The following is a 23,499-nucleotide window of genomic DNA, read 5'->3' as shown; positions in this document are numbered from 1 at the left end:
GTATATATTTTTTACAATTTATTAGAATAAAATTCATATATTGGGAAATATTAATAGTAAATAAATAATTGTTGCTATAAAGTAGAAATTATCTTTAAAAGCACAAATTAATTTACAGTCTCAAATAAGAAGATAGTATGTTTCTACTATCTTCTTATTTATCTTCAAAAACCGTGCTCCGTTACTTGTGGTACGGTTCTCCATTATTTATCCTATAAGCCCTATAAATCTGCTCTAACAATATCAACCTCATCATCTGATGAGGAAAAGTCATCCTAGAAAAAGATAATCTATAATCAGCCCTAGCCAAAACATCATCAGAAAGCCCTAGAGAACCTCCAATTATAAAACAAAGACTACTGTTACCTCTAACTGCTAAATCACTCATAGTCTTAGCCAGTTCTTCGGAAGACAAATTCTTTCCATCAATAGCAAGAGCTATAACATAGCTGTTATGCTTTATCTTACCTAAAATCTTCTTTCCCTCTTTATCTTTTATAATTTCCATTTCCTTAGCACTTAAATTTTCGGGAGCTTTTTCATCATCTAACTCTATAATTTCCAACTTGCAATACTTAGAAAGCCTCTTTCTAAATTCATCAATACCTAACTTTAAATATTTTTCTTTAATTTTACCTACTACAACTATACTTATATTCATATACTTCTCCTAAACTTAATCTTATTACAAATTTATATACTAATATAACTTACAAACTGTTAGTAAGACTATTTAGCAAGTTCTCGATTTGCATAATCTATAAACTCCTCAAAAGGTATAGCTTTACTATAATAATATCCTTGATATATTTCACATCCTAAGCCATACAACTTATCTCTCTGATTTAAATTTTCAACATACTCCACGATTATATCAAAATCTAGGTTTTTTGAAAGATTTACAATAGACATTATGATTTCACTACTTCTTTTGTTTGTAAGTATCTCTTTAACAAGTGAACCATCCAACTTAACTATATCAAAATTATTATTTTGGAGGTATACAAGGGAACTGTGTCCCATTCCAAAATCATCCATAATAAGCTTTATACCCAAATCATGTATTGCATTTATTCGATCTATAATTATCTGAGAACCTGACAATGCAACCTGCTCTGTGATTTCTATACCAAGCATATTAGGGTTGATATTATTATTCTCAATTATATTTTTTATTTGCTCTGGCAAATTAGGAGCATTAAGTTGGTCTGGAGATATATTTACAGAAAATTTAATAGGATTTATTAATAAGCTTTCACTTTTCTTTAAATCAACACATGCTTTATTAATAATATACTCTCCAAGTTCATCTAAAAAACCTTCTTCTTTAGCTAAAAGTATAACAAGTGGCGGATAAATAAATCCACCTATTGAATGCCTCCACCTAAGTAACCCCTCTGCTCCTACAATATTCCCATCATAATTAACTTGTGGTTGATAAAAAATCTCTATATCTTCTTTTTTCATAGCAAACTTTAAATCTGATGCTAGCATTTTTGATATTGAACCTATTTTTCCACTATGATTTAAAATATTTGGTTGTTCTCCTGTTAATTCACATCTTTTTACTAAATTTGTTAAATTTTCTATATTATTTTTAAACATGTAAATATATCTATTTTGTGACATCTTTATAAATGGAATATAAATCATAACTCCTACACACAAATTAAACAATTGCAACAAACTTCCTCTTATTGAATCTGTAGCCATATATCCACTTAAAAATATAGGTGATGTCCATTCTACTGCAGAAACTGTACAAGGTACAATACCTGTAGACATAGCTACATAACTTGTAATTGTTAGAATCATAGGTGTAATTATAAATGGTATAAACATGATGTAGTTAAAAACAATTGGAATCCCAAAAACTAGCATCTCATTTATATTAAAAAGAGCTGGTATTGAAGCAATTTTAGCCAGCTTTCTTACATTTATACGTTTCTCACTAAGAAAAATGGCAATTACTAAACACAACAAAGCTCCACATCCACCAAATAAAACCATTGTATCAAAAAAAGTCTTAGTAAAAATTTCTGTTGGTAATTGATTATTATTAACTAAATTTATGTTAATTGCCATCCCATTTTCAAATAAATTTTTTGCAACTGTGTCAAGTACATTACTTCCATGAATACCAAAGAACCACATAAAATGCATTAGAAATATAAATAGCAAAGCACTCATAAGGTTTCTTCCCATACTATTAAATATATTTGAAAATAAATTATAAAATATATCTTGAAAATTTGAACTTCCAATTAGATTTATTACTATTACACGCAAAATAGAAAATAAAAATACTACAGTTATAAATGGAATTATAGCTGAAACCACCATATTAAAATCAGCATCAGCCCCCTCTGTATGAAACTTTACACTTGTTATAAAAGACTCTGTGAGCTTTACAAATAACATAGAAGACGTTATGGAAACAATAATAGCTGTAAACAACCACTTTGTTTTAAATATCTCCACATAAGAATCTATTTCACTACCATGTGAAAATACTAAAAAAGAGCACATTGCAACTATAGGAACAAGTACTGTATACTTGCTCCCATAGATTTTTCCATAGCTATAACTTATTGTCAACAATATTATTAATGAGATAATTCCTAAGGTAGAATCATTTATAAATGTAAGCATATTTAAAATCTCACCATTAAATAAACTTGCTATATATTCTTGATAAATTTTTATTGGAAGATTCAAAATAACAAGTGCAATTGAACCAGTCATAATAGCAGGTATTGCTAAAATCATCCCTTGCTTTATAGAATATAAGATTTTATTATCCTCAACATTTTCGAAATTTCTTTTTAGCAAAGTTATTCACCTCTACTTCATCTTATAAACATTAGAAACATCATTGCGTGATAATACATCTAGTTTTACATCTTGCCCAACTACTATATCGTTTGATGCTAATACTCCCTTTGAAGTTTCATATGCCAATTCTGGAAAATTATTTTCTTTACTTAAATGTGCTAATAATATAGATTCTGTACCTTTATCAATAAGTTCAACACAGAAATTTGCTGCATCTTCATTAGATAAATGTCCTGTATCTGACATTACTCTTTTCTTTAAAGCATATGTATATGAACCCATCATAAGCATATTAGGGTCATAATTTGATTCTAATACCACTAATTTAGATTTATATAGATGTTTTTTTATATTTTCAGTAATACACCCTATATCAGTAGCTATAGACATTTTTTCATCGTTTTCTGTATAGAAATTATATCCAACTGGGTCAGCTGCATCATGTTCTATTGAAAAAGGTCTTACTATAACATCTCCTAATGAATAAGTTTTATCATTTTCAAAGACCTTCATATTTTTGTCCTTAATATCACCAAGCTTGTCTTTCATAGAACACCATGTCTTTATATTAGCAAACACTGGTATGTCAAACTTTCTTGACAATATACCTGCCCCTTTTATATGGTCAATATGCTCATGAGTTATAAATATCCCTTTTAATTTATCTGAATCTACTCCAATGTCTTTAAGACCTGTAGTTATTCTCTTTCCACTTAATCCTGCATCTACCAGTATATTAGTATTTTTATATCCTATATAGTGGCAATTTCCACTACTACCACTTCCCACTGAACAATACTTTAGCATTATTTCACCTCTTTTTCTGCCTTATAAATTATATTATACCAAAAAAACAGAGTATTAAATAAAATTTAATACTCTGTACGAAATTTACTTGTATTCACTTATAATCTTATTTATATCTACCCCTTTACTGTTCCATAACTCTACAAAAGCTCTTCCATTGGCATTTTTATGTTTGTATTTATTGTAATATTCATTTAGTGTTTCAAAGAATACCTTATCTCCAACTTCTTTTCTTACTTCATTAAAAGCTGTTGCTCCTTTTGTATAAACATTTAAACTGTATTCAGTAGAATTTTTATACTCATTTGATGGTTTAAATATGTTTTCACTCAAATAACTCTTTGTTTGTATTTGCATAGTTTTTATAAGTTTATTTGCCATTTCTTTTCCATATTTTTGTTCAAAATAAACTATTGTAGAATATTCAGTAAGTGCTTCATCTAACCAAGGTTCACTTATTTCATCATTTCCAACAGCAGAATACCACCATTGATGCGCTGTTTCATGTGCTATAACATACTCAAGTAAAAACTCATTTTTTTCATTATATAAGCTTTGGTCTATCATAACAAGCATTGGATATTCCATTCCACCTATAAAGAAATCACTTGCTACAACAGAATATTCTTTATATGGGTATTTGCCAAACAACGCACTAAATATATTTATTGAATCTTTTGCAATCTCTGTTGCTCTGCTAGAAAGTTTCTTATTTAAATTGTATGTACTAATAGCTACACCCTTTGAGTCAACTTTATTTACATCAAATTTACTACTTAATATAAATGCAAAATCCCTAACGTTTTCAGCTTCTATCTCATACAACATTTTCTTGTTATCATGTTTGTCATTAACAAGTTTACCTGTATGAGCAATCTTATACTTATTTGGAATCAATAGTTTCACATGAAAATCACTAGTTTCACTATAAAATGGGTCCCCAATAGTTTCATAACTCTTTAGATTCCATCCTCTTTCATCATTAACACAAGCTATAGGAAACCAATTAGTAATATTTATAGTGTTTTCTCCATATCCAAACCTTCCCACTGAGTTTGGTATTTTTACGTTATATTTTATATCCAGAGATATCTTTTCATTTGGCTTTAACTCTTTCCCCAATTCTATTTCTAGTATATCATTTTTATCTCCTTTGATTTTATATTCCATTTTACTGCTATTATTTAGTATGTTTTTTATATCTATATATCCTTCATTGAATCCATTAGGATAGGCTCTTGTCATCTCACCTTTTTCAAAAGGAGCAAATTCTTTTTTAGAAAAAGCATTCGGATATATATGGAAATATATTTTATCCATGTTTGATTTTGTCTTATTTATGTACTCAACACTCTGATTGCACATTAACCTCTTAGTTTCATCATCAAATATAACATCCATATTATATTGATTTATCTTTGAATTAGATTTTTCTTTGTACGTTTCTAAACTGTCATCCTTTTCTATGAAGCAACCTATTATTAGTACCATAAATAAAATTGCTACTGATAATGTTCTTCTTACTTTTTGGTTGAATTTTATAACCAAAATATCTCCTCCTTTTTAAAATGAATACTTTTAGAAAATATTTACATGCTAATCTTATGACCTTTTATTTGTTTACAACCAAATGTAATACAAAAAATGATATAATTTAATCTGAGGTGATAAAATGTTTTTCAAAGAAAGCAATGAAATAGATTTAGGTGAAATCACTATTCCCAATATCTTTATAGATATATTTATGCCAATGGCGGACGGGTTATACGTAAAAGTTTATCTTTTAGGCTATAGACAGGCATGTGATATTACTTCTAATCCTAAGTTTGACAATAGCTCAATAGCCAAGAACCTAAATATACCTTTGTCTGATGTACTATCTGCTTGGAAATTCTGGGAAGAAAAAAAGATTATAAAAATACATGATAATGGAGAATATGATAATTTTAATTATTCAATAGAATTTTTAGATTTAAAAAATTTCTATATCGAAAATATATTAGGTAATAATTCATCTGTAAAATCTAATACAGATAAAGTTGTATCTACTTCTGAAAATCCAAGTATTAGAAAGATGTTCAATTCTATAAATAAAATAGTTGGTCGATATCTTGACCCAAGTGAAAAAATAAGTATTATGGATATAATGAATAAATACAACATGGGCCCTGATATGATACTTTGTGCTTATGAATATGTTAAAGATAAAACTGGTACATCTAAACCAGTTAAATACATCGAAGGCATTATTAGAAACTGGTATGATTCAAATTTATATACCCCAAAAGATGTTGAAGACAGCTTCTTGATTAGAAGTGAACGATATATTTTATATAAAACTATTTTCAATGAATTGGGATTTTCAAGACAAGCAACGAAATCAGAAAAAGAACTCATGGATGCTTGGTTTGATAAATTTGACATGGATATGGACTTAATAGTAAATGCATGTTCTAAATCTAAGAATATACCAAACCCAAGTATATCTTATATAAATGGAATAATTAAAAATTGGCACGAAAAAAATATAAAAAATTTAAATGATTTAAAGCAAAAAGAGGAAGAACGTATAGTTAAGGAGAATATTAATAAGAAGCAGATTAATACTACTCAAAACAACAATACTTACAAGAAAACTAAGTTTCATAATTTCAACGAAACATTTACTCAATATACATCTGATGAACTCGATGAAATTATTAAAAAAAGTCAAAAAGAAAAGTTTAAGTAGGTGATTAAATGAATGAAGATAAAATAAGAAAAATACTGGCTAAATATGCCAATAAAAGAGATAAAAATGAGCTACTATTGGAACATAGAAAAAATGAGGTCTATAATAGAATTCCTGAGATAAAATCTATAGATGATGATATTTCTAAAATAGGTCTTAACTTAGCTAAAACAGTTCTTTTAAATCCTAAATCTAAAGATGAAATTGTGAATGAGTCTAAGAAAACTATAGAATCTTTAAAATTGAGAAAAGAAGAACTTTTAGTTAAAAACAACATATCTCTTGATTACTTAGAAATAAAGTTTCAATGTGACTCTTGTAAAGACAAAGGATTTTTACCTAATGGTGAAAAATGTTCTTGTCTAAAACAAGAAATTGTAAATGAGGCTTATAAAATGTCTAATTTAGATAGAATTTTAAGTCAGGAAAATTTTTCGAATTTTAACTTGAATATATTTTCTCCTAAGAAAAGTCCTGATGGAGAAATATCTCCAAGAGAAAATATGTTAAATAATCTAAGTATCTGCGAAAATTTTGTTCATGACTTTAAGGTAGATAATAGTGAAAACTTATTGTTTTATGGTTCTACTGGACTAGGTAAAACATATATGTGTAACTGTATTGCAAAAGAATTGTTAGACAAAGGTAATGTTGTAATTTATCAAACATCTTTTAGAATTTTAGATATTCTTGAAGACTATAAATTTAGAAGAGACCCAAACAATCAAATAAGTGAAGAAAATTATAAAAACTTGTTTGATTGTGATTTATTAATAATAGATGACCTTGGTACTGAACTTAATAATTCTTTTACTAGTGGAGAAATTTTCAATATTGTAAACACAAGACTTGTTGCTGGTAAAAAGATTATTATATCAACCAACTTAACACCATCTCAAATAGGAAATACTTATACTCAAAGAATTCTATCTAGGATTTTAGATAAGTTTAGAATTTTAGAATTTACTGGAGATGATTTGAGATGGGAGAGATTTAAATAAAGTAGCCCTTAAAAAACATTTTTTTATTTTTAAATAGAGAGGTAAGAACATACTTGCTTCTCTGTTTAAAACTTATACTATATAATCACATTATCCATTCAGTTTTTCTAATTGTATTCCTAATATACCTTTTAATATACTAATCATTTATCTAGTTTGTAATTTTATATATATTAATATCATTCTTAATATATTGCATTATTTAAATTTATTATAGTACATTTATAGACTCTGTTTCTAAATATATGATATTGTATAATATTTAAAAATTTAATTATAATTAATTTTTGACGCAATTAAAAAAAAGATACCTAAAAGTATCCTGTAACATAGAAAATTATATTAATTTACATGTATGTATTTTGTGGAGCTGGTGATAGGAATCGAACCTACAACCTGCTGATTACAAGTCAGCTGCTCTACCGTTGAGCCACACCAGCATATATAGTATTTTTCATCTAAAAACTGGTGGGACTAACAGGGCTCGAACCTGTGACCCCCTGCTTGTAAGGCAGGTGCTCTCCCAGCTGAGCTATAGTCCCATATTGGTGACTCGTAGGGGAATTGAACCCCTGTTACCGCCGTGAAAGGGCGGTGTCTTAACCTCTTGACCAACGAGCCATGATTTGGTGATCTATCCGCGACTCGAACGCGGGACACCCTGATTAAAAGTCAGGTGCTCTACCGACTGAGCTAATAGACCACATTTTTTCGACTTTTTTCGTCGTTTCTTTCACTCACAAGTTATATTATAACTGCTGTATAACTTTTAGTCAACAGTTTTTTTTATTTTTTTTAGTATATAATTAAAATAATCCTGAATCATTGATTTTCAACAAAATCATCTAAATAAGACATCTAATTCAAGGGTATAAATTCGACCTTAATTTTATTAAAATATACATAAATAATTTTAACTCAATATAAAAGAGCATCTCTAATAATTGTAAATATTATCTTGAGATACTCTTTTTTTTAATCATTTATAATTTAAATCACTTACTTAAGATACTAAGCAAATATGTTTTTTCTTATTATAGTTTGAGCTCTATTAGGCCCAACAGAAACCATATCTACACTTACTCCAATCAACTCTTCTATTTTAGCAATATATTTCTTTGCATTTTCTGGAAGGTCATCAAAATTGTCTACTTGAGTTATATCTTCATTCCATCCATCTAATTCTTCATATATAGGTTCACATTTTGCTAAATCATCTAACGAAGCTGGGAAATCTGTTATTATTTTATCGTCCATTTTATAAGATGTACAAACTTTAATTTTGTCAAATCCAGTTAACACATCTAATAACATAAATGAAATACTAGTTAATCCATTAACTCTAGCTGCATATTTTACTATAACAGCATCAAACCACCCGCATCTTCTTGGTCTACCAGTAGTTACTCCAAATTCATGCCCTTGTTCTCTTATCTTATCACCAGTTTCATTTATTTGTTCTGTAACAAATGGACCTTCTCCAACTCTTGTAGTATAAGCTTTTACTATACCAACAACATCCTTTATCATATTTGGTCCTATACCTGCACCAATAGCAAATCCCCCAGATATTGGATGAGAAGATGTAACAAATGGATAAGTTCCTAAGTCTAAGTCTAATAAAGTACCTTGTGCTCCTTCAAATAACACTTTTTTACCTGCTTTTACCGCGTCATATACAATAACTGATGTATCTGCTACATATTTTTTTATTTGTTCTGCATACCCAATATATTCATTATATATAGCTTCAAAATCAAATAATTCTTCTTTTCCATATATGTTTCTAACTAATTTGTTTTTAGCTTCTATCTGAGCCTTTAATTTTATGGCAAATTTATCTTTATCCATTAAATCACATATTCTGATTCCAGATCTCTCTGTCTTATCCATATAGCAAGGTCCAATACCTTTTTTTGTCGTACCTATCTTTAAATCGCCTCTAGCTTCCTCTGATAATGCATCTAGCTCTTTATGGTATGGGAATATAACATGAGCTCTATCGCTAATTTTTATGTTTTCTGTATTTATATTATCTGCTTTAAACATTTCTAATTCTTCTAAGAATCCTTTAGGGTCAAATACTATTCCATTTCCGATTATGTTCACTGTCTTTGGATTTAAAACTCCAGATGGAATTAAGTGTAATGCATATTTTTTACCTTCAACAACTAATGTATGACCTGCATTATTTCCACCTTGTCCTCTTACTACTACATCTGCTTGAGTAGCAAGATAATCGATAACTTTACCTTTACCTTCATCTCCCCATTGAGAACCAACAATTGCAACTGTTTTCATGTAATTCACCTCTATATTTTATATACTCTCGAACGCTTTACTTATTTATTCTATCAAATATTCGTATTTTTTTCAACTTTTTTAACGTTCTCCAATATTTAACAGATACTCTTCTATTTTTGAAAAGTCATCTATTTTTTTAATTTCTGTGCTATTTTTTATAACTTTTTCTATAAACTTGTCCACGTCTAAAAGTTTTTCTAATTTACATACATTAATTATATTTCCAAAGTTTGTATTAGTCATGTTTATATGATATTGATTGTCCACAATACTAGCATAAACAACAATTGATTCTTTTAAATTATTATCAACTATCCTAAATAAGTTTATTTCATCAAGTACTTTAATTATATTGGGATATATACATTTTAAGCTTATTTTTTCCATATTATTCCTCCTGATAATTAATACTTATACACAGATAAAGCAAGCTAAAAGCTTGCTTTATCTACTTATTCACACTTATCAACAGGCTATCTGTGGATAGTGTGGATAATTTTTTAGCTAAATTTCAAGGTTTAGACATATTTAGTGACATGTATCCACATTTTTCCTGTAGAAAGAAAGGATGTTCTGTGGATATTAGTTAAATTATAGGTCTCTCAACTTATCCCCAAATCTTTGAACCTCACCAAGCCAAACTAGTTCCACAGAACCAGTTTCACCATGTCTATTTTTTGCTATTATTATTTCTCCTATATTTTTACTCTCAGAATCAGCATGATAGTATTCATCTCTATACAAAAACATAACTATATCTGCATCCTGCTCAATTGCTCCAGATTCTCTTAAATCAGATAACATAGGTCTATGGTCTGCTCTTTGCTCTGGGGCACGTGATAACTGAGATAATGCTACTACAGGACAATTTAATTCTTTTGCTAATACTTTTAATGACCTTGATATTTTAGATATTTCTTGTTGTCTACTTTCATTATTACCTTCACCTTCCATAAGTTGAAGATAATCTATAAGCACTAAATCTAGACCTTTTTCTATCTTTAACTTTCTACACTTTGACCTTAATTCTGATATTTTTATTCCAGGAGTATCATCTATGTGTATTTTTGCATCTGACAGTACTGCCATTGCATCTATAATCCTAGGCCAATCATTATCATTAAGTGTTCCAGTCTTTATCTTTTTCAATTCTACACTAGATTGCGAAGATAGCATACGTTGTACTAACTGTTCTTTTGACATCTCTAAACTAAACACAGCTACAGAAGCATCTCCTTTTAAAGCTGCATTTTGTACTAAATTTAAAGAAAAGGCCGTTTTACCCATTGCAGGTCTTGCCGCAACTAATATTAAATCTGTTCTTTGAAGACCATTTATTTTTTTATTTAAATCTTTAAAACCAGTAGTTATACCAGTTACATCGCTTTTATTTGTATATAATTTTTCTATCATATCATAGGCATCCATCAAAACTAAGTTTATAGATTTAAAATCGTCACTAGTTTTTTCCTGTGATATATCAAATATTCTCTTTTCAGCTTGTTCCAAAACATCTTCAATTTCCGTTGCTCCACTATATCCTAGATTTATTATTTCATTAGATGCTTTTATAAGCTTTCTAAGTACAGACTTTTCTTTTACTATATCAGCATAGTATTTTACATTTGAAGTTGTTGGCACTATTGTAGAAAGACTTGTAATATAACTGATTCCTCCAATATCATTAAGATGCCCTTGTTTTCTTAGCTCTTCTGTCAATGTTATTAAGTCTATAGGCTCACCTTTATTGCTTAAAGTTATCATACATTCATATATTATTTTGTGAGCCTCTTTATAGAAGTCATCAGGCCTTATAGTTTCTGTAACTGTTATTATAGCATCTTTGTCTAGTAGTATAGAACCTAATATTGACTGCTCTGATTCTACACTGTGAGGAGGAATTCTCGTCATGTCTTCCATCTTTATCACCTCTAGTTATTACTGTTTTTCTTTTACATCTACTCTTATTTTAGTAGTTACTTTTTGATGTATTTTTATTTCTACAAATGTTGAACCTAAAGTTCTTATTGGTTCATCTAATAAAATCTTTCTTTTGTCTACATCTATATCTTTTTGTTTCTTCAATTGCTCAGCTATCTCTTTGGCTGTTATTGAACCAAATAATCTTCCACCTTCACCTGATTTTGAATATATTCCTATATTAATTTCTTCCATTTGTTTTCCTAGTAAAACAGCTTCTTCATATTCTTTTTGAGCTTTTATTTCTTTAGATTTATTCTTTTCATTTAATTCCTTGATTGCTACACTATCTGCTTGCACAGCCATTTTCTTAGGAAATAAGAAATTTCTTGCATATCCATCACTTACTTCTTTCATTTCCCCTTTTTTACCAGTTCCTTTTACATCTTTTAATAATATAACTTTCATCTATTCTTCCTCCTCTAAATACTCCTCTATTATTTTATTTACTATCTTGTAAGCTTCTTTTAGAGAAACATTTTTTAACTGTGCACCAGCTATATCTATATGTCCCCCGCCTCCTAATTTTTCCATAAGTACATGTACATTTATTTGCCCCAAAGACCTTGCACTTATAAATATAGTATCATCTTTTTCTCCTAATACAAAGGAGGCTTCTACTTCTTTTATATTTAATAACTCATCAGCAGTTTGAGCTATTATGACGTTTATACTATCTATTTCTGTACTTGAATATGCTAGACATATTCTATTATTAATTATCTTTGTACTTTGAATTATTTCAGCCTTTATTATAAAATCTTTTACATCAGAATTGAAAAACTTCTTGACTTCTATTGTATCTGCTCCAACTTTTCTAAGGTAAGAAGCAGCTTCAAATGTCCTCACACCTGTTTTAAATGCAAAGTTTTTAGTATCTAAGCTTATTCCTGCTAAAAGACCTTCAGCTGTAAGTTTATTGATTGTTACCTCTTCATCCATATACTGAACTAATTCTGTAACCATTTCACATGTTGAAGATACATATATTTCATGGAATAAAAGCACTGCATCATTTATAAACTCTACACCTCTTCTATGATGGTCTATTACTACTACCTTCTCTGATAACTTTAAGAGTTCTTCACATTCAGTATAATTAGGTCTATGAGTATCAACTACAACAACTAGTGTATTTTTAGTACAGTTATCAATAGCCTCCTCTTTTCCAATAAACAACTTCTTATAATAATTACTTTCATTTATTTTGTTTATAAATATCTCTATAGATTCATTTATAGATTGTAAAACTATATTTGCTGTCTTATTGCAAGATTTACATATGTCATAAACCCCAACTGCGGCTCCCATAGCGTCCATGTCAGGATATTTATGACCCATTATATAAACATGATCGCTTTCTTGTATAACCTCTCTCAGAGCATGACCTATAAGTCTAGATTTTACTTTTGTTTTCTTTTCTACAGCCTTAGACTTTCCACCATAAAATACAAACTTATCTTTTGTCTTTACAACAGCTTGGTCTCCTCCTCTACCAAGTGCTAAATCAAGAGCACCTGTAGCAAGTTTTAGGTTCTCATTTAATGTATCTCCATCTATACCAATTCCTATACTTATTGTAACAGGAAGATTATTTCCATAATCAATATGTCTTATTGTATCTAAAATAGAAAACTTCTCAGCTTCCAATTTTTTTAACTCTTTTTTATGCATTACCAAGAAGAATTTATCTTTTGAAGTCCTTCTCAAAGCACCATTTGAATTTAATTCTAAAGCAGAAAGTATTTTTTCTACTTCAACATTAATTAAAGCTCTCTTATCTTCTGCTGCACTTTTTAATACTTCATCGTATCCATCTACTTGTATTAACATCATTGCATCTTTTTCATCATCATAATCTTGTTTTACTTGTAAATATTCTGTCTTATCTATCCAGTATAATATCATTAAATATTTAGGATTTTTTTCTTGATCATTTTTTATAACATTATAAACTATTGTATATTCTCTATCCTTATAGTTTATTTCAGTGTACATCTCTTTATTTTCATTTAATACTTTTCTTAAATTAAGATTTTTAACTATATCTTCTATATTTTTATCAAGTAAATCTTTTTGACCAATCATATCATAAAACTTTCCATTATACCATGATATATTTCCATCAAATTCTAGAATACATAGTGGTATTGGAAGATTTATTATAGCTTTCTTAGTTGTTTCATCTATATCTAAAGATAAATTTTGAATATACTCTGTCCATTCATGACGTCTAATATTAGTTGTTCTCCAATTGTGAAAAACCATATATGCAAAAATACAGAAAAATAAACACCCTACATACAAGTTGTAATAAAGCAAAATTATACTAGAAATACCAATAATAATTATATATAAATTTATTTCTGGCATATTTAATTTAAAGGTTTGTTTATTACTCATTTCTATCCTCCTAAGTGGATTTATAACTTCTCACCTTTCTAAAGTCAATTATACTATCTACCATACCAACAAAAGATATTCCCATAAATCCAAATAAACATAAAATTATCCCTGAAAGAAACATAATTTTATTTGGCCCTTGTCTTATCCATTTCTTTAAATAATAAATACAAACTGCTATTCCTTGAATTACAAACATTAAGTTAAAAACTAGCTGTAAATTAGTCATTATTAATTCTGTATATAATTTTGAGCCAATAATTTCAATAAATAAGACTAATAAATAAAGTAAAAAAGTTGTGACTATAGCATTTCCTGGTAAATAAAAGTCAGCAAATTTAGGAAATCTTATATTCAAATTTGTAATCCTTTTGATAAAGAATACGCTTAAATAATATGTTACAAATGCTGATAATAAACCTTGTAAGAATAACATCATTGGTAGCATATTTGTAAAATAACTTACAATTTCATCTGGCTTCATTTTATCAAATACTTTAAGCTCAGTTGCAGAAAAACTATTTTTTTGAATATTTACAATTTCTGTTATCATTTTAGAAACTTCATCTAATAAATTTACATTTAAAAATGTCTTCAATACAAAGAAATACACAACCATTGCAAGCACAAATATTATTGTTCCTCCATATATTGGTTCAAATTTATTACTATCTTCTTGCTCAAAACTTCTCTTTAGCATCTTTCCTATTGCTATGCCTGGCAAAGAATACATTATACATATATTTAATGCATACGAAATGTCTGCAAATAAAACTAGCACACAAAATGTAATCAAAATAGATAAAAAAGAATACTTTTTATCAGTGATGGCACCTATAATTACATATGGGACAGCTGCTAATATGCTAAACATTCCTAGCATTGGAATATAGGCTATTACTAAAGCAATTATTATAGCTAAAACTATTATAGACATGGCTTTAGATAGTCTAATTTTATTATTCAATTTAATATCACTCCCTATTATCCATATGTTTTTTTAAGTTAGATAAATCTCCATACCATCTTTCAACACTATGGTCTTCCTCTATACCAATTTTTATTTTTTCCTTGACTTTATAATCTACGTCTCTAAAACTAATTCCTAATCTCTTTGCTAAGAGATATGTTATCATTATTATATTTGCTAGAGTATCTTGAATTGCCTCATCTAAAGGTTTTACCCCTTTAAATAATAAGTTAAACAAATCACTTACACTCATTAATATTTCTGTTTTCATCCACTCTATTATCTTTATGTTTCTTGTTATCTCAGAACCTTTATCTATTTTCACGTTTGCAACCCTCCTTAATATATAATATTATATCATAAATAATAATATATTTAAGTATATAAACAAAAAAACGAGCGTTATAGCTCGTCTCATTTACTTATATAAATATCTATAATAAAAAATGAGCACAAGGCTCATTTTTTAATCTAATGTATATGGTAAAAGTGCTATATTTCTTGATCTTTTTATAGCAACTGTTAATTCTCTTTGATGCTTAGCACAAGTTCCAGATATTCTTCTTGGTAATATCTTTCCTCTTTCAGTTATATACTTTTGTAATCTCTGAGTACTTTTGTAATCTATTTTAGCGTTTTTGTCAGCACAAAATTGACAAACTCTTTTTTTCTTACGTCTTTTTTTATTCATCATGACTTTTTTCCCTCCTTTTTAAAATGGTATATCGTCATCATCTATAGCTTGGAAACCTTGTGGGTCTAACCCTTGAGGTTCAAAGCTTGGCTCAAAAGCTGGAGCACTCTCTTTATATGAATTTTCCGATTTATTCTTGCTATCTAAAGCTTGTACCGATCTAGTACTTACTTTTGTAAAAGTTCTTTTTTCGCCTGATTGTGTCTGATAATTGTCTACTCTTATCGATCCTTGAAGTGCAACTAATCTACCTTTAGTTATGTAGTTGGCACAAAATTCAGCGGATTTACCCATTACTTCAACAGGTATAAAATCAGTTTCTTTAGATCCATCTTTTTTTACATAGTCTCTATCAATGGCTATTGTAAATGATGCCACTGGTGTTCCTGTACCTGGGATGTATCTTAATTCAGGGTCTTTAGTTAACCTTCCCACTAATACAACTTGATTCATAAAAACACCACCTATTTTTTATAATAAAACTAGTTGTTAAGCAACAACTATCATGTGTCTTATTACGTTTTCATTTATCTTTAAGTTTCTGTCTATTTCTTTAGGAACGTCTACTGCTGATTTGAAGTTAACTAACACATAGAAACCTTCTGTAAACTTAGCTATTGGATAAGCTAATTTTTTAGTTCCCCAAGTATCAACTTTAACTATTTCTCCTTCAGTTGCAACAACTTCCTTAACTTTGTTTAGTACAGCTTCTCTTGTTTCTTCATCAGAGTTTGGCTTTACTACATAAACTAATTCATAATTTCTCACTATAATTCACCTCCCTTTGGACTTAACGGCTCTACACTCTTAGAGCAGAGAAATGAGACTAAAATCTCATACCTACACATTTTATCATTTTTTCTTATTTATGTCAATTTAAATTTTGGACAAATTTTAATATTTAATATAAGGTGAAATATATTTTTTAAATTAACAAGGGATGGCTATTGCCATCCCTTATAATATATCTTAAGTTATTATTTTTAATTAAGCTTCAACACCCATAGCTTCTTTTAAAACTGATGCTATGTTTTTGATACCTTCTATTATTTTTTCTTCTGGCATATTTGAATAGTTAAGTCTGAAAGTATTTTCTCTACCACCATTAGGGAAGAATCCTCCTCCAGCAACATAAGCAACATTCTTTTCTAAGCATTTTGGCATTAATTCTTTAGCATTTAAATTACTTGGAAGCTCTACCCATGTAAATAATCCACCTTCTGGATGAGTAAATACTAATCCTTCTGGGAATTCTTCTTCCATAGTCTTAAGCATAACATCTCTACGTTTGATATAAACAGCTTTTATTTTATCAACGTGTTCATCTAAGTCATACATATCCATAAATTTACTTACTTCCATTTGAGATATAGTTGATGCTTGTAAGTCTGCACCTTGTTTTGCAAAGTTAAATTTAGATAGTATTTCTGGAGAAGCACAAGTCCATCCTAATCTGTATCCTGGGCAGAATATTTTAGAGAAAGTTCCTAAGAATATTACTAATCCTTTTGTATCCATTGATTTTAAAGATGGTAAAGATTCTCCCTCAAATCTTAAATCTCCATATGGATTATCTTCTATTACTGGTATTTCATATTTATTTACTATTTCCATGAATTTTTTACGTCTTTCAAGTGGCCAAGTTCTTCCTGTTGGATTTTGGAAATCAGGTATTACATAAATCATTTTTATTCTATCAGTTGTTTCTAGTATTTTTTCTAGTTCTTCCATTATCATTCCATTAGAATCTGTTGGAACATCTATGAATTTAGGTTGGTAAGATTTAAATGCATTTATAGCTCCTATGTAAGATGGGCTTTCACATAAAATTACATCACCTTCATCAATAAATACTTTTCCTGCAAAATCTAGACCTTGTTGAGAACCACTTGTAACTAATATATCATCTTTATTTACATTAGTTTTGTTTTTGTCATTCATTCTAGCTGCTATTTTTTCTCTTAATGGTTCATATCCTTCTGTTGTAGTATATTGCATAGCTGATCTTCCATTTTCTTCAAGCACTGCAACTGATACTTTTTTCATTTCTTCAACTGGAAATAATTCTGGAGCAGGCATTCCACCCGCAAAAGATATTATTTGTGGTTGTTGAGTAAGTTTTAAAAGCTCACGTATTTCAGATCCTTGTAAACCTTCCATTCTTTTTGCATATTTAACTGCCATAATTAAAGCACCCCCATGAAAATGTTTTCTTCAATTTCTATTATACCAAAAATTTGGATATTAATATACGGTATTTGACATTTTTTAAATGTTAAATTTATATCATTTTTTTATTAGCTTTTTTACTCTCTTTTCTAATGTCTCTCTATCAAGCATTATTAGCCTTGAACATTTCGTACATTTTATCTTTATATCCATTCCAGTTCTTACGATTTCAAACTCTTTACATCCACATGCATGTTGTTTTTTCAATTCAACAATATCCCCTATTTTTAAATCCATTGGCATAAATAATTAGCCTCCTAATCTAACTTCTTTGCTTCCCTTGAGCCATCCTCTAATTTACTTATACAGTAAATTCCCTTTATATCTACATTATTTTCAACTAAAATTGTCTTTATTTTTTTCATATCTTCAAAAGAAAATTTAATTGATATTCCACAGCTTGCTGTTATTTCTCTTGGTGTTGGAAGAGCCATTACTTTTAAACCATTTTCACCAAATAGCTTTTCTGACCTTATTGCATGATGTGTAGAATTAAATGATACTATATACATTTGATTCATTGCTTAATCCTTTCTGACTATCTACTTTTCTTTAGTTTAATATTTCCTATTAACTTTATATTGTTAAACAAACATACATTATATAGAAATAGTATTTGATGCATTTTTTAATGTTTCAACTATAGTGTACATATTTGTAACTGAACCAACTTGTAATTTTTCTTTTAAATTATAGTAATCTAAACAGGTTCCACAAGATAAAATTTCTACCCCTGCATCTTCAAGTATTTTAAGATTTTCTATAGTTGCTTCATTTTCAGCACTTAATTTTACTCCTCCATTAACTAAAAGTATATGTTTAGGATATGGCTTTGATTCTGTTAAAGTATATATAAAACCTTTTATTAATACTTGTCCTAATTCATCATTTCCCAATCCCATCTTATCTGAAGATATAAATACACATGTATCTTCTAGTTCGCTTTCTTCTTTTTGAACTACAACATTATTACCTTTTTTAATTTCTATAGAAATTAAGTTTTCTTTTTCATCAACAATCCTTGCTTCACAATTTAAAGATTTAGCAAGCTTTAATATATTTTCTTTTGCTGTTTCATTGTCAACTGTTGTAACTACAATGCCTTCTTCTATATTATCTAATTCTTTTTTTGTATTTATAACTGGTTTAGGACAAGCAAGCCCTCTAGCATCTATTTTTATACTCATTGTTTGATTCATCTCCTTAAAATTATTCATACAATTTATATTTTATCATAGATATTATCTTGCTTGTTATAGATTGTTTCTATACTATTATAGGTTTATTATACTTACATTATCTCTAAATTTTTATACATAAATACTCCCTTTTGGTAGTACTCTAATTCTTTCTCTTTTGATATGCTTGAATATAATTGACCTAAGTCTATGTACAAGTTTGCTAATATCTTATTATTACCTAAGTCTGATACTATTTTTATACATTTAATTAAGTACTCAATAGCAAGAGTAATTTCATTTTGATTCTTATACATATTAGAATAGAATTTTAATGCCTTATACTCATTAAACTTATTTTTATTTTTTATTGATGATGCTAAAGCTATTTTACAATATTTTCTAGCTAAATCATAATCTTCTTTATCTATGTACGCTTCTATTATCTTGAATAAACCTGACATCATATATTCGTCTTCATCATTTTTCTTTATGTTGTACACTTTTTGAGAATATTCAAGAACTCTATCTGTCTCACCTATTTTTCTATAAACATCACAAATTGTTAAGTATACATTTGCTATTCCAGTTTTATTATCTTCATTTTCAAGTATTTTTAGTGCTTTTTTAAAATACTCTTTTGATTCCTCATATTTTCCAATCTCAAGCATGTTGTTTGCTTTTAACACCAAAATATCGACATCTTCTTTTCTATCATTTTTATTATCTATTTCATTTATTTTATCTATGTACTTTAATGACATATTTGGATTATCTAATTTTATATAACAATATGCCATCTTACTATATAATTCCTTATATACGTTAATATCCTCAAACTTATTCTCTGACAAAATTTCCTCTGCAAAATTAAAGTGACTTATCGCACCTTTATAAAAGTCTTCTTGCATATATATCTTTCCTATGTTTAAATAGCACTTTAGTATGTTTTCACTATCATTGTTTTTTATAAAGAAAAATAAAGCCTTTTCAAAGTTTTCTATAGCATTATTGTAATTAGATTTTTTTAAGTTAATGTTAGCCATAAGAAAATTGCATCTGCCATAGTTCTCCATTAAATCGTATCTCTTACATATATCTAAAACTTCTTTTATTTGGTCCTCAGCCTTGTTTAACTCATTCTCTTTTATATAAATTTCACTTTGCAGTATTAAATTATCTGTTATCTTTTTTGACTGCATTTCTTTTGTTTCTAATAAATATTCCACGCTTACATCTAACTTATCACCTAGATATTCCAACAGTTCATAACTAGTATGAGATTTATCTCTCTCTATATGGCTTATTTGTGCTGCTGTTATTCTATCTCCAGCTAACTCTTTTAATGTCATATTTTTTTCTTTTCTTAATTTCTTAATCTTTTCTCCTAAGCTCAAAATTTCCATACTATTCCCACCTTTTGAAGACATTTTTTTATAATATAATTATAACTTATATTTATTTTAAAAACACTACTTTTATTTTACAATATTTTCTCTATACATTAAATGATTTCCCATAAAAATGACTAATATTTAGTTTATTTTGTATTTAATTAACTTAAATAAATCATTTTTTAAATTTGTTACTATTTTGTATTCATATATTCAGTCATAACGATTATAATTATATATAAGAATAGTATCTTGAGAGGAGTAATTTTTATGAAAAACAAGAAAATAATGTTAGTGTTAAGTATATTATCTATATCTATATTGGCAGTTGGATGTAGCAATGCTCAAAATGAAGCAACTAAAAAAGAAACTAAAAATAATACAAATGTTGAGCAACCAAAGGAAGAAAACAATAAAGAAAATAATGATGAAAAAGAAGTTCCTAATAAAAAGTCTACATCAGCTCCAAAGGAAGAAAAAAAGACGGAGTCTGCTGTTATTTATTCTTTTGATGTAGACAAAACAGATTTAATTGAGAATAAGGTTGATTTAGAAAAAATTGATGAAAACACTTTATTTGCTGAACTACAAAAGCTTAAAGTAATTCCAGAATCTGCAAAACTAAATTCATTTACTACAAAAGATATTGATGGTGTAAAAACTGGTATATTAGATGTTAACTCTGATTTTACAAAATCAAACTTAGGTAGTGATGCAGAAACTTTTATGCTTGATTCAGTTGCACGTACTTACATAAAAAACATGAATGTTGAACAAATAAAGCTTACTGTTGATGGCGCTAACTATGAAAGTGGTCATATAGTTCTTGAAGATGGAGATTATTTAAAGTAAGTTTTTAAATTATATTAAGCTACAAAAATAGTGTCAACTATCTATAAAGTTGACACTATTTTTATGTTGTAATTTATACTATTTATTTTTTGAAATTTTCTTCAAGGCATCTATTGCTTTATCTATCTCATCTTTCGTATTAAAATATCCTATACTGAATCTTACCGCACCTTGTTTTAACGTACCTAAAGTAGTATGAGCTAATGGAGAACAATGTATTCCTGATCTAGTTGCTATATTATATTCACTATCTAATAAGAAAGTAACCTCTCCAGAATCCATGTTTCCTATATTTATAGCTATTACTGAGGCTCTTTTTTTACTGTCTTTTGGTCCATATATCTTTATATCTGATACTTCTTCTAACTTATTTAGCATATATTGACATAATTCTTCTTCATGTTGTCTTATATTGTTGATTCCTCTTTCAAATATAAATAATACACCTTGGTTAAGCCCTGCTATACCTGGAGTATTATGAGTTCCTGACTCGTATTTATCTGGGAACAGTTCTGGTTGAACCATTTCTTCTGATTTACTACCTGTTCCACCCTCTTTTAATATATTCAAATTTAGGCCTTCTCTTACATATAAGATACCTGTTCCTTGAGGTCCAAATAAGCATTTATGACCTGGCATAGCCAACATATCTATATTACATTTCTTCACATCTATATCATAAACACCTGCTGTTTGTGATGCATCTACCAAGAATATTATATTATGTTTCTTAGCTATTTCTCCAACTTTTTTTATATCTATTAATGTTCCACATACATTAGATGCATGTGTAGTTACAATCAGCTTAGTGTTATCCTTTATTGATTTTTCTAACTCTTCATAATCTAAAAAACCTTCATCATCACATTTTACTACAGTATTTTCAACCCCTTTTTTCTCAAGAGCTTTTATAGGTCTTATTACTGAATTATGTTCCATAGATGTTGTTATTACATGATCTCCTTTTTGTAATACACCTTTTATTGCTAAATTCAAAGAGTCTGTTGCATTAGACGTAAATACTATATTCATAGGATTACTTACATTAAATAACTTAGCTATATTTTCTCTTGTATCATAAATTTCTCTAGCAGCTCGCATAGCAAGCTTATGCCCTGCTCTTCCTGGATTTGCACAATAGTTTTTCATACAATCTAAAACAGCATCATAAACTCTTTCTGGTTTTGGATATGTAGTTGCAGCATTGTCTAGATAAATCATATTCATCGTCCTCTCTATTTTATATTTGTGTGTTATTCAAGAAGCATTGATACAATACTGTTTAAATCATCATCATTATAGTATTCTATCTCTATTTTACCTTTTTTCTTACCTTTGGAAATATTTACTTTAGTTCCAAAAATATTTCTAAGTTTATCTTCTACATCTAAAATAAATACATCTTTAGGCTTAGACTTCTTTGGCATATCTTCTTCTTTATTTTCAGATATTTTTTTTGCAATGTTTTCAACTTCTCTTACAGAAAGTTCTTCCTCTTCTATCTTTTTTGCAATTTGTAGTTGTAATTTTTTATCTACAATTCTTAATAGAGCCTTTCCATGACCTGCTGTGATTTTACCACTATCTATCATGTCTATAACATCTTGTCCTAGATTTAAAAGTCTCAAAGTGTTAGTTATATGAGGTCTACTTTTACCGACAGCTTCTGATATTTCTTCTTGAGTTACATTATAATGCTCAATTAAACTTTTATATGCTAGTGCTTCTTCTATTGAATTTAAATCTTCTCTCTGTAAGTTTTCAATTAAAGCTATCTCCATTATGTCTTTCATCTCTATATCTTTAATTATAGCAGGTATTTGACTTTTATTTGCAAGTTTTGATGCTCTAAATCTTCTTTCACCAGCTATTATCATGTACTTATTGTTTTCATCTCTTTTAACTACTATTGGTTGTAGTACACCATAATTTTTTATAGACTCAGATAATACTTTTATTTTTTCTTCATCAAATTGCTTTCTTGGCTGAACTTCGTTTGGATATATTTTGTCTATATCTATATTAACTATTTCTTTATCTGAAGTTTCTCCTTTAATTTCTGGTATCAATGCACTAAGACCTCGACCCAATCTATTACTTCTTTTAGACTTATTCTCCATA

At 28.3% G+C, this 23,499-nt stretch carries 24 protein-coding genes and 4 tRNA genes; 3 read left to right on the top strand and 25 right to left on the bottom strand.

Annotated features, from left to right (window positions below; all coding sequences use genetic code 11):
• Positions 1-181 precede the first annotated feature (181 nt).
• The 4 genes from rlmH to IC173_RS17955 all read right to left on the bottom strand — a co-directional run bounded on the left by rlmH (position 182) and on the right by IC173_RS17955 (position 5,190).
• A complete protein-coding gene (rlmH, locus tag IC173_RS17970) occupies positions 182-661 on the bottom strand; it encodes a 23S rRNA (pseudouridine(1915)-N(3))-methyltransferase RlmH (protein ID WP_227436517.1) in 480 nt (159 codons plus the stop codon).
• Between the two features lie 68 nt (positions 662-729).
• Positions 730-2,832, bottom strand: a complete 2,103-nt coding sequence (locus tag IC173_RS17965) for an EAL domain-containing protein (protein WP_227483323.1) — start codon at positions 2,830-2,832, stop codon at positions 730-732.
• 12 nt (positions 2,833-2,844) lie between these two features.
• Positions 2,845-3,642: an MBL fold metallo-hydrolase gene (locus IC173_RS17960; protein ID WP_227436522.1), complete on the bottom strand. Its 798-nt coding sequence runs from the start codon at positions 3,640-3,642 to the stop codon at positions 2,845-2,847.
• Between the two features lie 84 nt (positions 3,643-3,726).
• Complete coding sequence (locus IC173_RS17955; protein WP_227856001.1) at positions 3,727-5,190, bottom strand: M1 family metallopeptidase; 1,464 nt, start codon at positions 5,188-5,190, stop codon at positions 3,727-3,729.
• A 124-nt stretch (positions 5,191-5,314) separates the two neighbouring features.
• On the opposite strand from IC173_RS17955, the gene IC173_RS17950 reads away from it, so the two are divergent.
• Together IC173_RS17950 and IC173_RS17945 are read left to right on the top strand one after the other, a co-directional pair.
• The gene (locus IC173_RS17950) at positions 5,315-6,373 is read left to right on the top strand and encodes a DnaD domain protein (RefSeq protein WP_227436525.1); all 1,059 of its coding nucleotides are present in this window, start codon (positions 5,315-5,317) and stop codon (positions 6,371-6,373) included.
• An 8-nt stretch (positions 6,374-6,381) separates the two neighbouring features.
• Positions 6,382-7,374 (top strand): ATP-binding protein, encoded by a 993-nt coding sequence (locus IC173_RS17945; protein WP_227436528.1) that lies wholly within the window; start codon positions 6,382-6,384, stop codon positions 7,372-7,374.
• Between the two features lie 365 nt (positions 7,375-7,739).
• Here IC173_RS17945 and IC173_RS17940 read toward each other — a convergent pair.
• From IC173_RS17940 to rstA, 19 genes are all read right to left on the bottom strand, one after another.
• A tRNA-Thr gene (locus IC173_RS17940) sits at positions 7,740-7,814 on the bottom strand.
• Between the two features lie 26 nt (positions 7,815-7,840).
• Positions 7,841-7,916, bottom strand: a tRNA-Val gene (locus IC173_RS17935).
• A 4-nt stretch (positions 7,917-7,920) separates the two neighbouring features.
• Positions 7,921-7,995, bottom strand: a tRNA-Glu gene (locus IC173_RS17930).
• A gap of 6 nt (positions 7,996-8,001) precedes the next feature.
• Positions 8,002-8,077: transfer RNA gene (locus IC173_RS17925), tRNA-Lys, on the bottom strand.
• Positions 8,078-8,385: 308 nt separating this feature from the next.
• Positions 8,386-9,675, bottom strand: a complete 1,290-nt coding sequence (locus tag IC173_RS17920; RefSeq protein ID WP_227436530.1) for an adenylosuccinate synthase — start codon at positions 9,673-9,675, stop codon at positions 8,386-8,388.
• Between the two features lie 81 nt (positions 9,676-9,756).
• A complete protein-coding gene (locus tag IC173_RS17915) occupies positions 9,757-10,065 on the bottom strand; it encodes a hypothetical protein (RefSeq protein ID WP_227436532.1) in 309 nt (102 codons plus the stop codon).
• Between the two features lie 204 nt (positions 10,066-10,269).
• Positions 10,270-11,598 carry a replicative DNA helicase gene (gene dnaB / locus IC173_RS17910; RefSeq protein ID WP_227856000.1) on the bottom strand — a complete coding sequence of 443 codons (1,329 nt, stop codon included), beginning with the start codon at positions 11,596-11,598 and terminating at the stop codon, positions 10,270-10,272.
• A gap of 18 nt (positions 11,599-11,616) precedes the next feature.
• On the bottom strand, positions 11,617-12,066 hold the full coding sequence (gene rplI / locus IC173_RS17905; RefSeq protein WP_227855999.1) for a 50S ribosomal protein L9: 450 nt from the start codon (positions 12,064-12,066) through the stop codon (positions 11,617-11,619).
• On the bottom strand, positions 12,067-14,061 hold the full coding sequence (locus tag IC173_RS17900; RefSeq protein ID WP_227855998.1) for a DHH family phosphoesterase: 1,995 nt from the start codon (positions 14,059-14,061) through the stop codon (positions 12,067-12,069).
• 10 nt (positions 14,062-14,071) lie between these two features.
• The gene (locus IC173_RS17895; protein WP_227436539.1) at positions 14,072-15,028 is read right to left on the bottom strand and encodes a YybS family protein; all 957 of its coding nucleotides are present in this window, start codon (positions 15,026-15,028) and stop codon (positions 14,072-14,074) included.
• Positions 15,029-15,035: 7 nt separating this feature from the next.
• Positions 15,036-15,356: a MazG-like family protein gene (locus tag IC173_RS17890; RefSeq protein ID WP_227436541.1), complete on the bottom strand. Its 321-nt coding sequence runs from the start codon at positions 15,354-15,356 to the stop codon at positions 15,036-15,038.
• A 141-nt stretch (positions 15,357-15,497) separates the two neighbouring features.
• Positions 15,498-15,725, bottom strand: a complete 228-nt coding sequence (gene rpsR, locus IC173_RS17885; RefSeq protein ID WP_021386573.1) for a 30S ribosomal protein S18 — start codon at positions 15,723-15,725, stop codon at positions 15,498-15,500.
• Between the two features lie 18 nt (positions 15,726-15,743).
• A complete protein-coding gene (locus IC173_RS17880) occupies positions 15,744-16,178 on the bottom strand; it encodes a single-stranded DNA-binding protein (protein WP_227436543.1) in 435 nt (144 codons plus the stop codon).
• Positions 16,179-16,214: 36 nt separating this feature from the next.
• The gene (gene rpsF, locus IC173_RS17875) at positions 16,215-16,493 is read right to left on the bottom strand and encodes a 30S ribosomal protein S6 (protein ID WP_227436544.1); all 279 of its coding nucleotides are present in this window, start codon (positions 16,491-16,493) and stop codon (positions 16,215-16,217) included.
• 219 nt (positions 16,494-16,712) lie between these two features.
• Positions 16,713-17,909, bottom strand: a complete 1,197-nt coding sequence (locus tag IC173_RS17870; protein ID WP_227851740.1) for a PLP-dependent aminotransferase family protein — start codon at positions 17,907-17,909, stop codon at positions 16,713-16,715.
• 102 nt (positions 17,910-18,011) lie between these two features.
• Entirely contained in the window at positions 18,012-18,197 is a 186-nt protein-coding gene (locus tag IC173_RS17865; protein WP_054275506.1) for a DUF951 domain-containing protein, read from the bottom strand.
• Between the two features lie 14 nt (positions 18,198-18,211).
• Positions 18,212-18,475, bottom strand: a complete 264-nt coding sequence (locus tag IC173_RS17860; protein WP_227436548.1) for a DUF3343 domain-containing protein — start codon at positions 18,473-18,475, stop codon at positions 18,212-18,214.
• 78 nt (positions 18,476-18,553) lie between these two features.
• The gene (gene yedF / locus IC173_RS17855; protein WP_227436550.1) at positions 18,554-19,141 is read right to left on the bottom strand and encodes a sulfurtransferase-like selenium metabolism protein YedF; all 588 of its coding nucleotides are present in this window, start codon (positions 19,139-19,141) and stop codon (positions 18,554-18,556) included.
• Positions 19,142-19,245: 104 nt separating this feature from the next.
• Complete coding sequence (rstA, locus tag IC173_RS17850; RefSeq protein ID WP_227436552.1) at positions 19,246-20,538, bottom strand: toxin production/motility transcriptional repressor RstA; 1,293 nt, start codon at positions 20,536-20,538, stop codon at positions 19,246-19,248.
• A gap of 258 nt (positions 20,539-20,796) precedes the next feature.
• Between rstA and IC173_RS17845 the strand changes: the two genes are divergently transcribed.
• Positions 20,797-21,378 (top strand): GerMN domain-containing protein, encoded by a 582-nt coding sequence (locus IC173_RS17845; RefSeq protein ID WP_227855997.1) that lies wholly within the window; start codon positions 20,797-20,799, stop codon positions 21,376-21,378.
• Between the two features lie 78 nt (positions 21,379-21,456).
• On the opposite strand, the gene IC173_RS17840 is transcribed toward IC173_RS17845, so the two are convergent.
• Both IC173_RS17840 and IC173_RS17835 read right to left on the bottom strand, forming a co-directional pair.
• A complete protein-coding gene (locus IC173_RS17840) occupies positions 21,457-22,599 on the bottom strand; it encodes an aminotransferase class V-fold PLP-dependent enzyme (RefSeq protein WP_227825083.1) in 1,143 nt (380 codons plus the stop codon).
• A gap of 32 nt (positions 22,600-22,631) precedes the next feature.
• Entirely contained in the window at positions 22,632-23,498 is an 867-nt protein-coding gene (locus IC173_RS17835; RefSeq protein WP_227436557.1) for a ParB/RepB/Spo0J family partition protein, read from the bottom strand.
• Position 23,499: the final 1 nt, after the last annotated feature.

The sequence above is a fragment of the Clostridioides sp. ES-S-0048-02 genome, assembly GCF_020658495.1.
Taxonomy (GTDB): domain Bacteria; phylum Bacillota; class Clostridia; order Peptostreptococcales; family Peptostreptococcaceae; genus Clostridioides.
Note: the sequence above shows the minus strand (reverse complement) of the source record. Positions and strands in the feature narration are given on the sequence as shown.

Bases quoted from the DNA above. Each gene is read 5' to 3' on its own strand.
- rlmH (WP_227436517.1), bottom strand. From the start codon at position 661: ATGAATATAAGTATAGTTGTAGTAGGTAAAATTAAAGAAAAATATTTA.
- IC173_RS17960 (WP_227436522.1), bottom strand. From the start codon at position 3,642: ATGCTAAAGTATTGTTCAGTGGGAAGTGGTAGTAGTGGAAATTGCCAC.
- IC173_RS17950 (WP_227436525.1), top strand. From the start codon at position 5,315: ATGTTTTTCAAAGAAAGCAATGAAATAGATTTAGGTGAAATCACTATT.
- IC173_RS17945 (WP_227436528.1), top strand. From the start codon at position 6,382: ATGAATGAAGATAAAATAAGAAAAATACTGGCTAAATATGCCAATAAA.
- IC173_RS17920 (WP_227436530.1), bottom strand. From the start codon at position 9,675: ATGAAAACAGTTGCAATTGTTGGTTCTCAATGGGGAGATGAAGGTAAA.
- IC173_RS17915 (WP_227436532.1), bottom strand. From the start codon at position 10,065: ATGGAAAAAATAAGCTTAAAATGTATATATCCCAATATAATTAAAGTA.
- dnaB (WP_227856000.1), bottom strand. From the start codon at position 11,598: ATGGAAGACATGACGAGAATTCCTCCTCACAGTGTAGAATCAGAGCAG.
- rplI (WP_227855999.1), bottom strand. From the start codon at position 12,066: ATGAAAGTTATATTATTAAAAGATGTAAAAGGAACTGGTAAAAAAGGG.
- IC173_RS17900 (WP_227855998.1), bottom strand. From the start codon at position 14,061: ATGAGTAATAAACAAACCTTTAAATTAAATATGCCAGAAATAAATTTA.
- rpsR (WP_021386573.1), bottom strand. From the start codon at position 15,725: ATGATGAATAAAAAAAGACGTAAGAAAAAAAGAGTTTGTCAATTTTGT.
- IC173_RS17880 (WP_227436543.1), bottom strand. From the start codon at position 16,178: ATGAATCAAGTTGTATTAGTGGGAAGGTTAACTAAAGACCCTGAATTA.
- IC173_RS17870 (WP_227851740.1), bottom strand. From the start codon at position 17,909: ATGGCAGTTAAATATGCAAAAAGAATGGAAGGTTTACAAGGATCTGAA.
- IC173_RS17865 (WP_054275506.1), bottom strand. From the start codon at position 18,197: ATGCCAATGGATTTAAAAATAGGGGATATTGTTGAATTGAAAAAACAA.
- IC173_RS17860 (WP_227436548.1), bottom strand. From the start codon at position 18,475: ATGAATCAAATGTATATAGTATCATTTAATTCTACACATCATGCAATA.
- yedF (WP_227436550.1), bottom strand. From the start codon at position 19,141: ATGAGTATAAAAATAGATGCTAGAGGGCTTGCTTGTCCTAAACCAGTT.
- rstA (WP_227436552.1), bottom strand. From the start codon at position 20,538: ATGGAAATTTTGAGCTTAGGAGAAAAGATTAAGAAATTAAGAAAAGAA.
- IC173_RS17845 (WP_227855997.1), top strand. From the start codon at position 20,797: ATGAAAAACAAGAAAATAATGTTAGTGTTAAGTATATTATCTATATCT.
- IC173_RS17840 (WP_227825083.1), bottom strand. From the start codon at position 22,599: ATGATTTATCTAGACAATGCTGCAACTACATATCCAAAACCAGAAAGA.
- IC173_RS17835 (WP_227436557.1), bottom strand. From the start codon at position 23,498: ATGGAGAATAAGTCTAAAAGAAGTAATAGATTGGGTCGAGGTCTTAGT.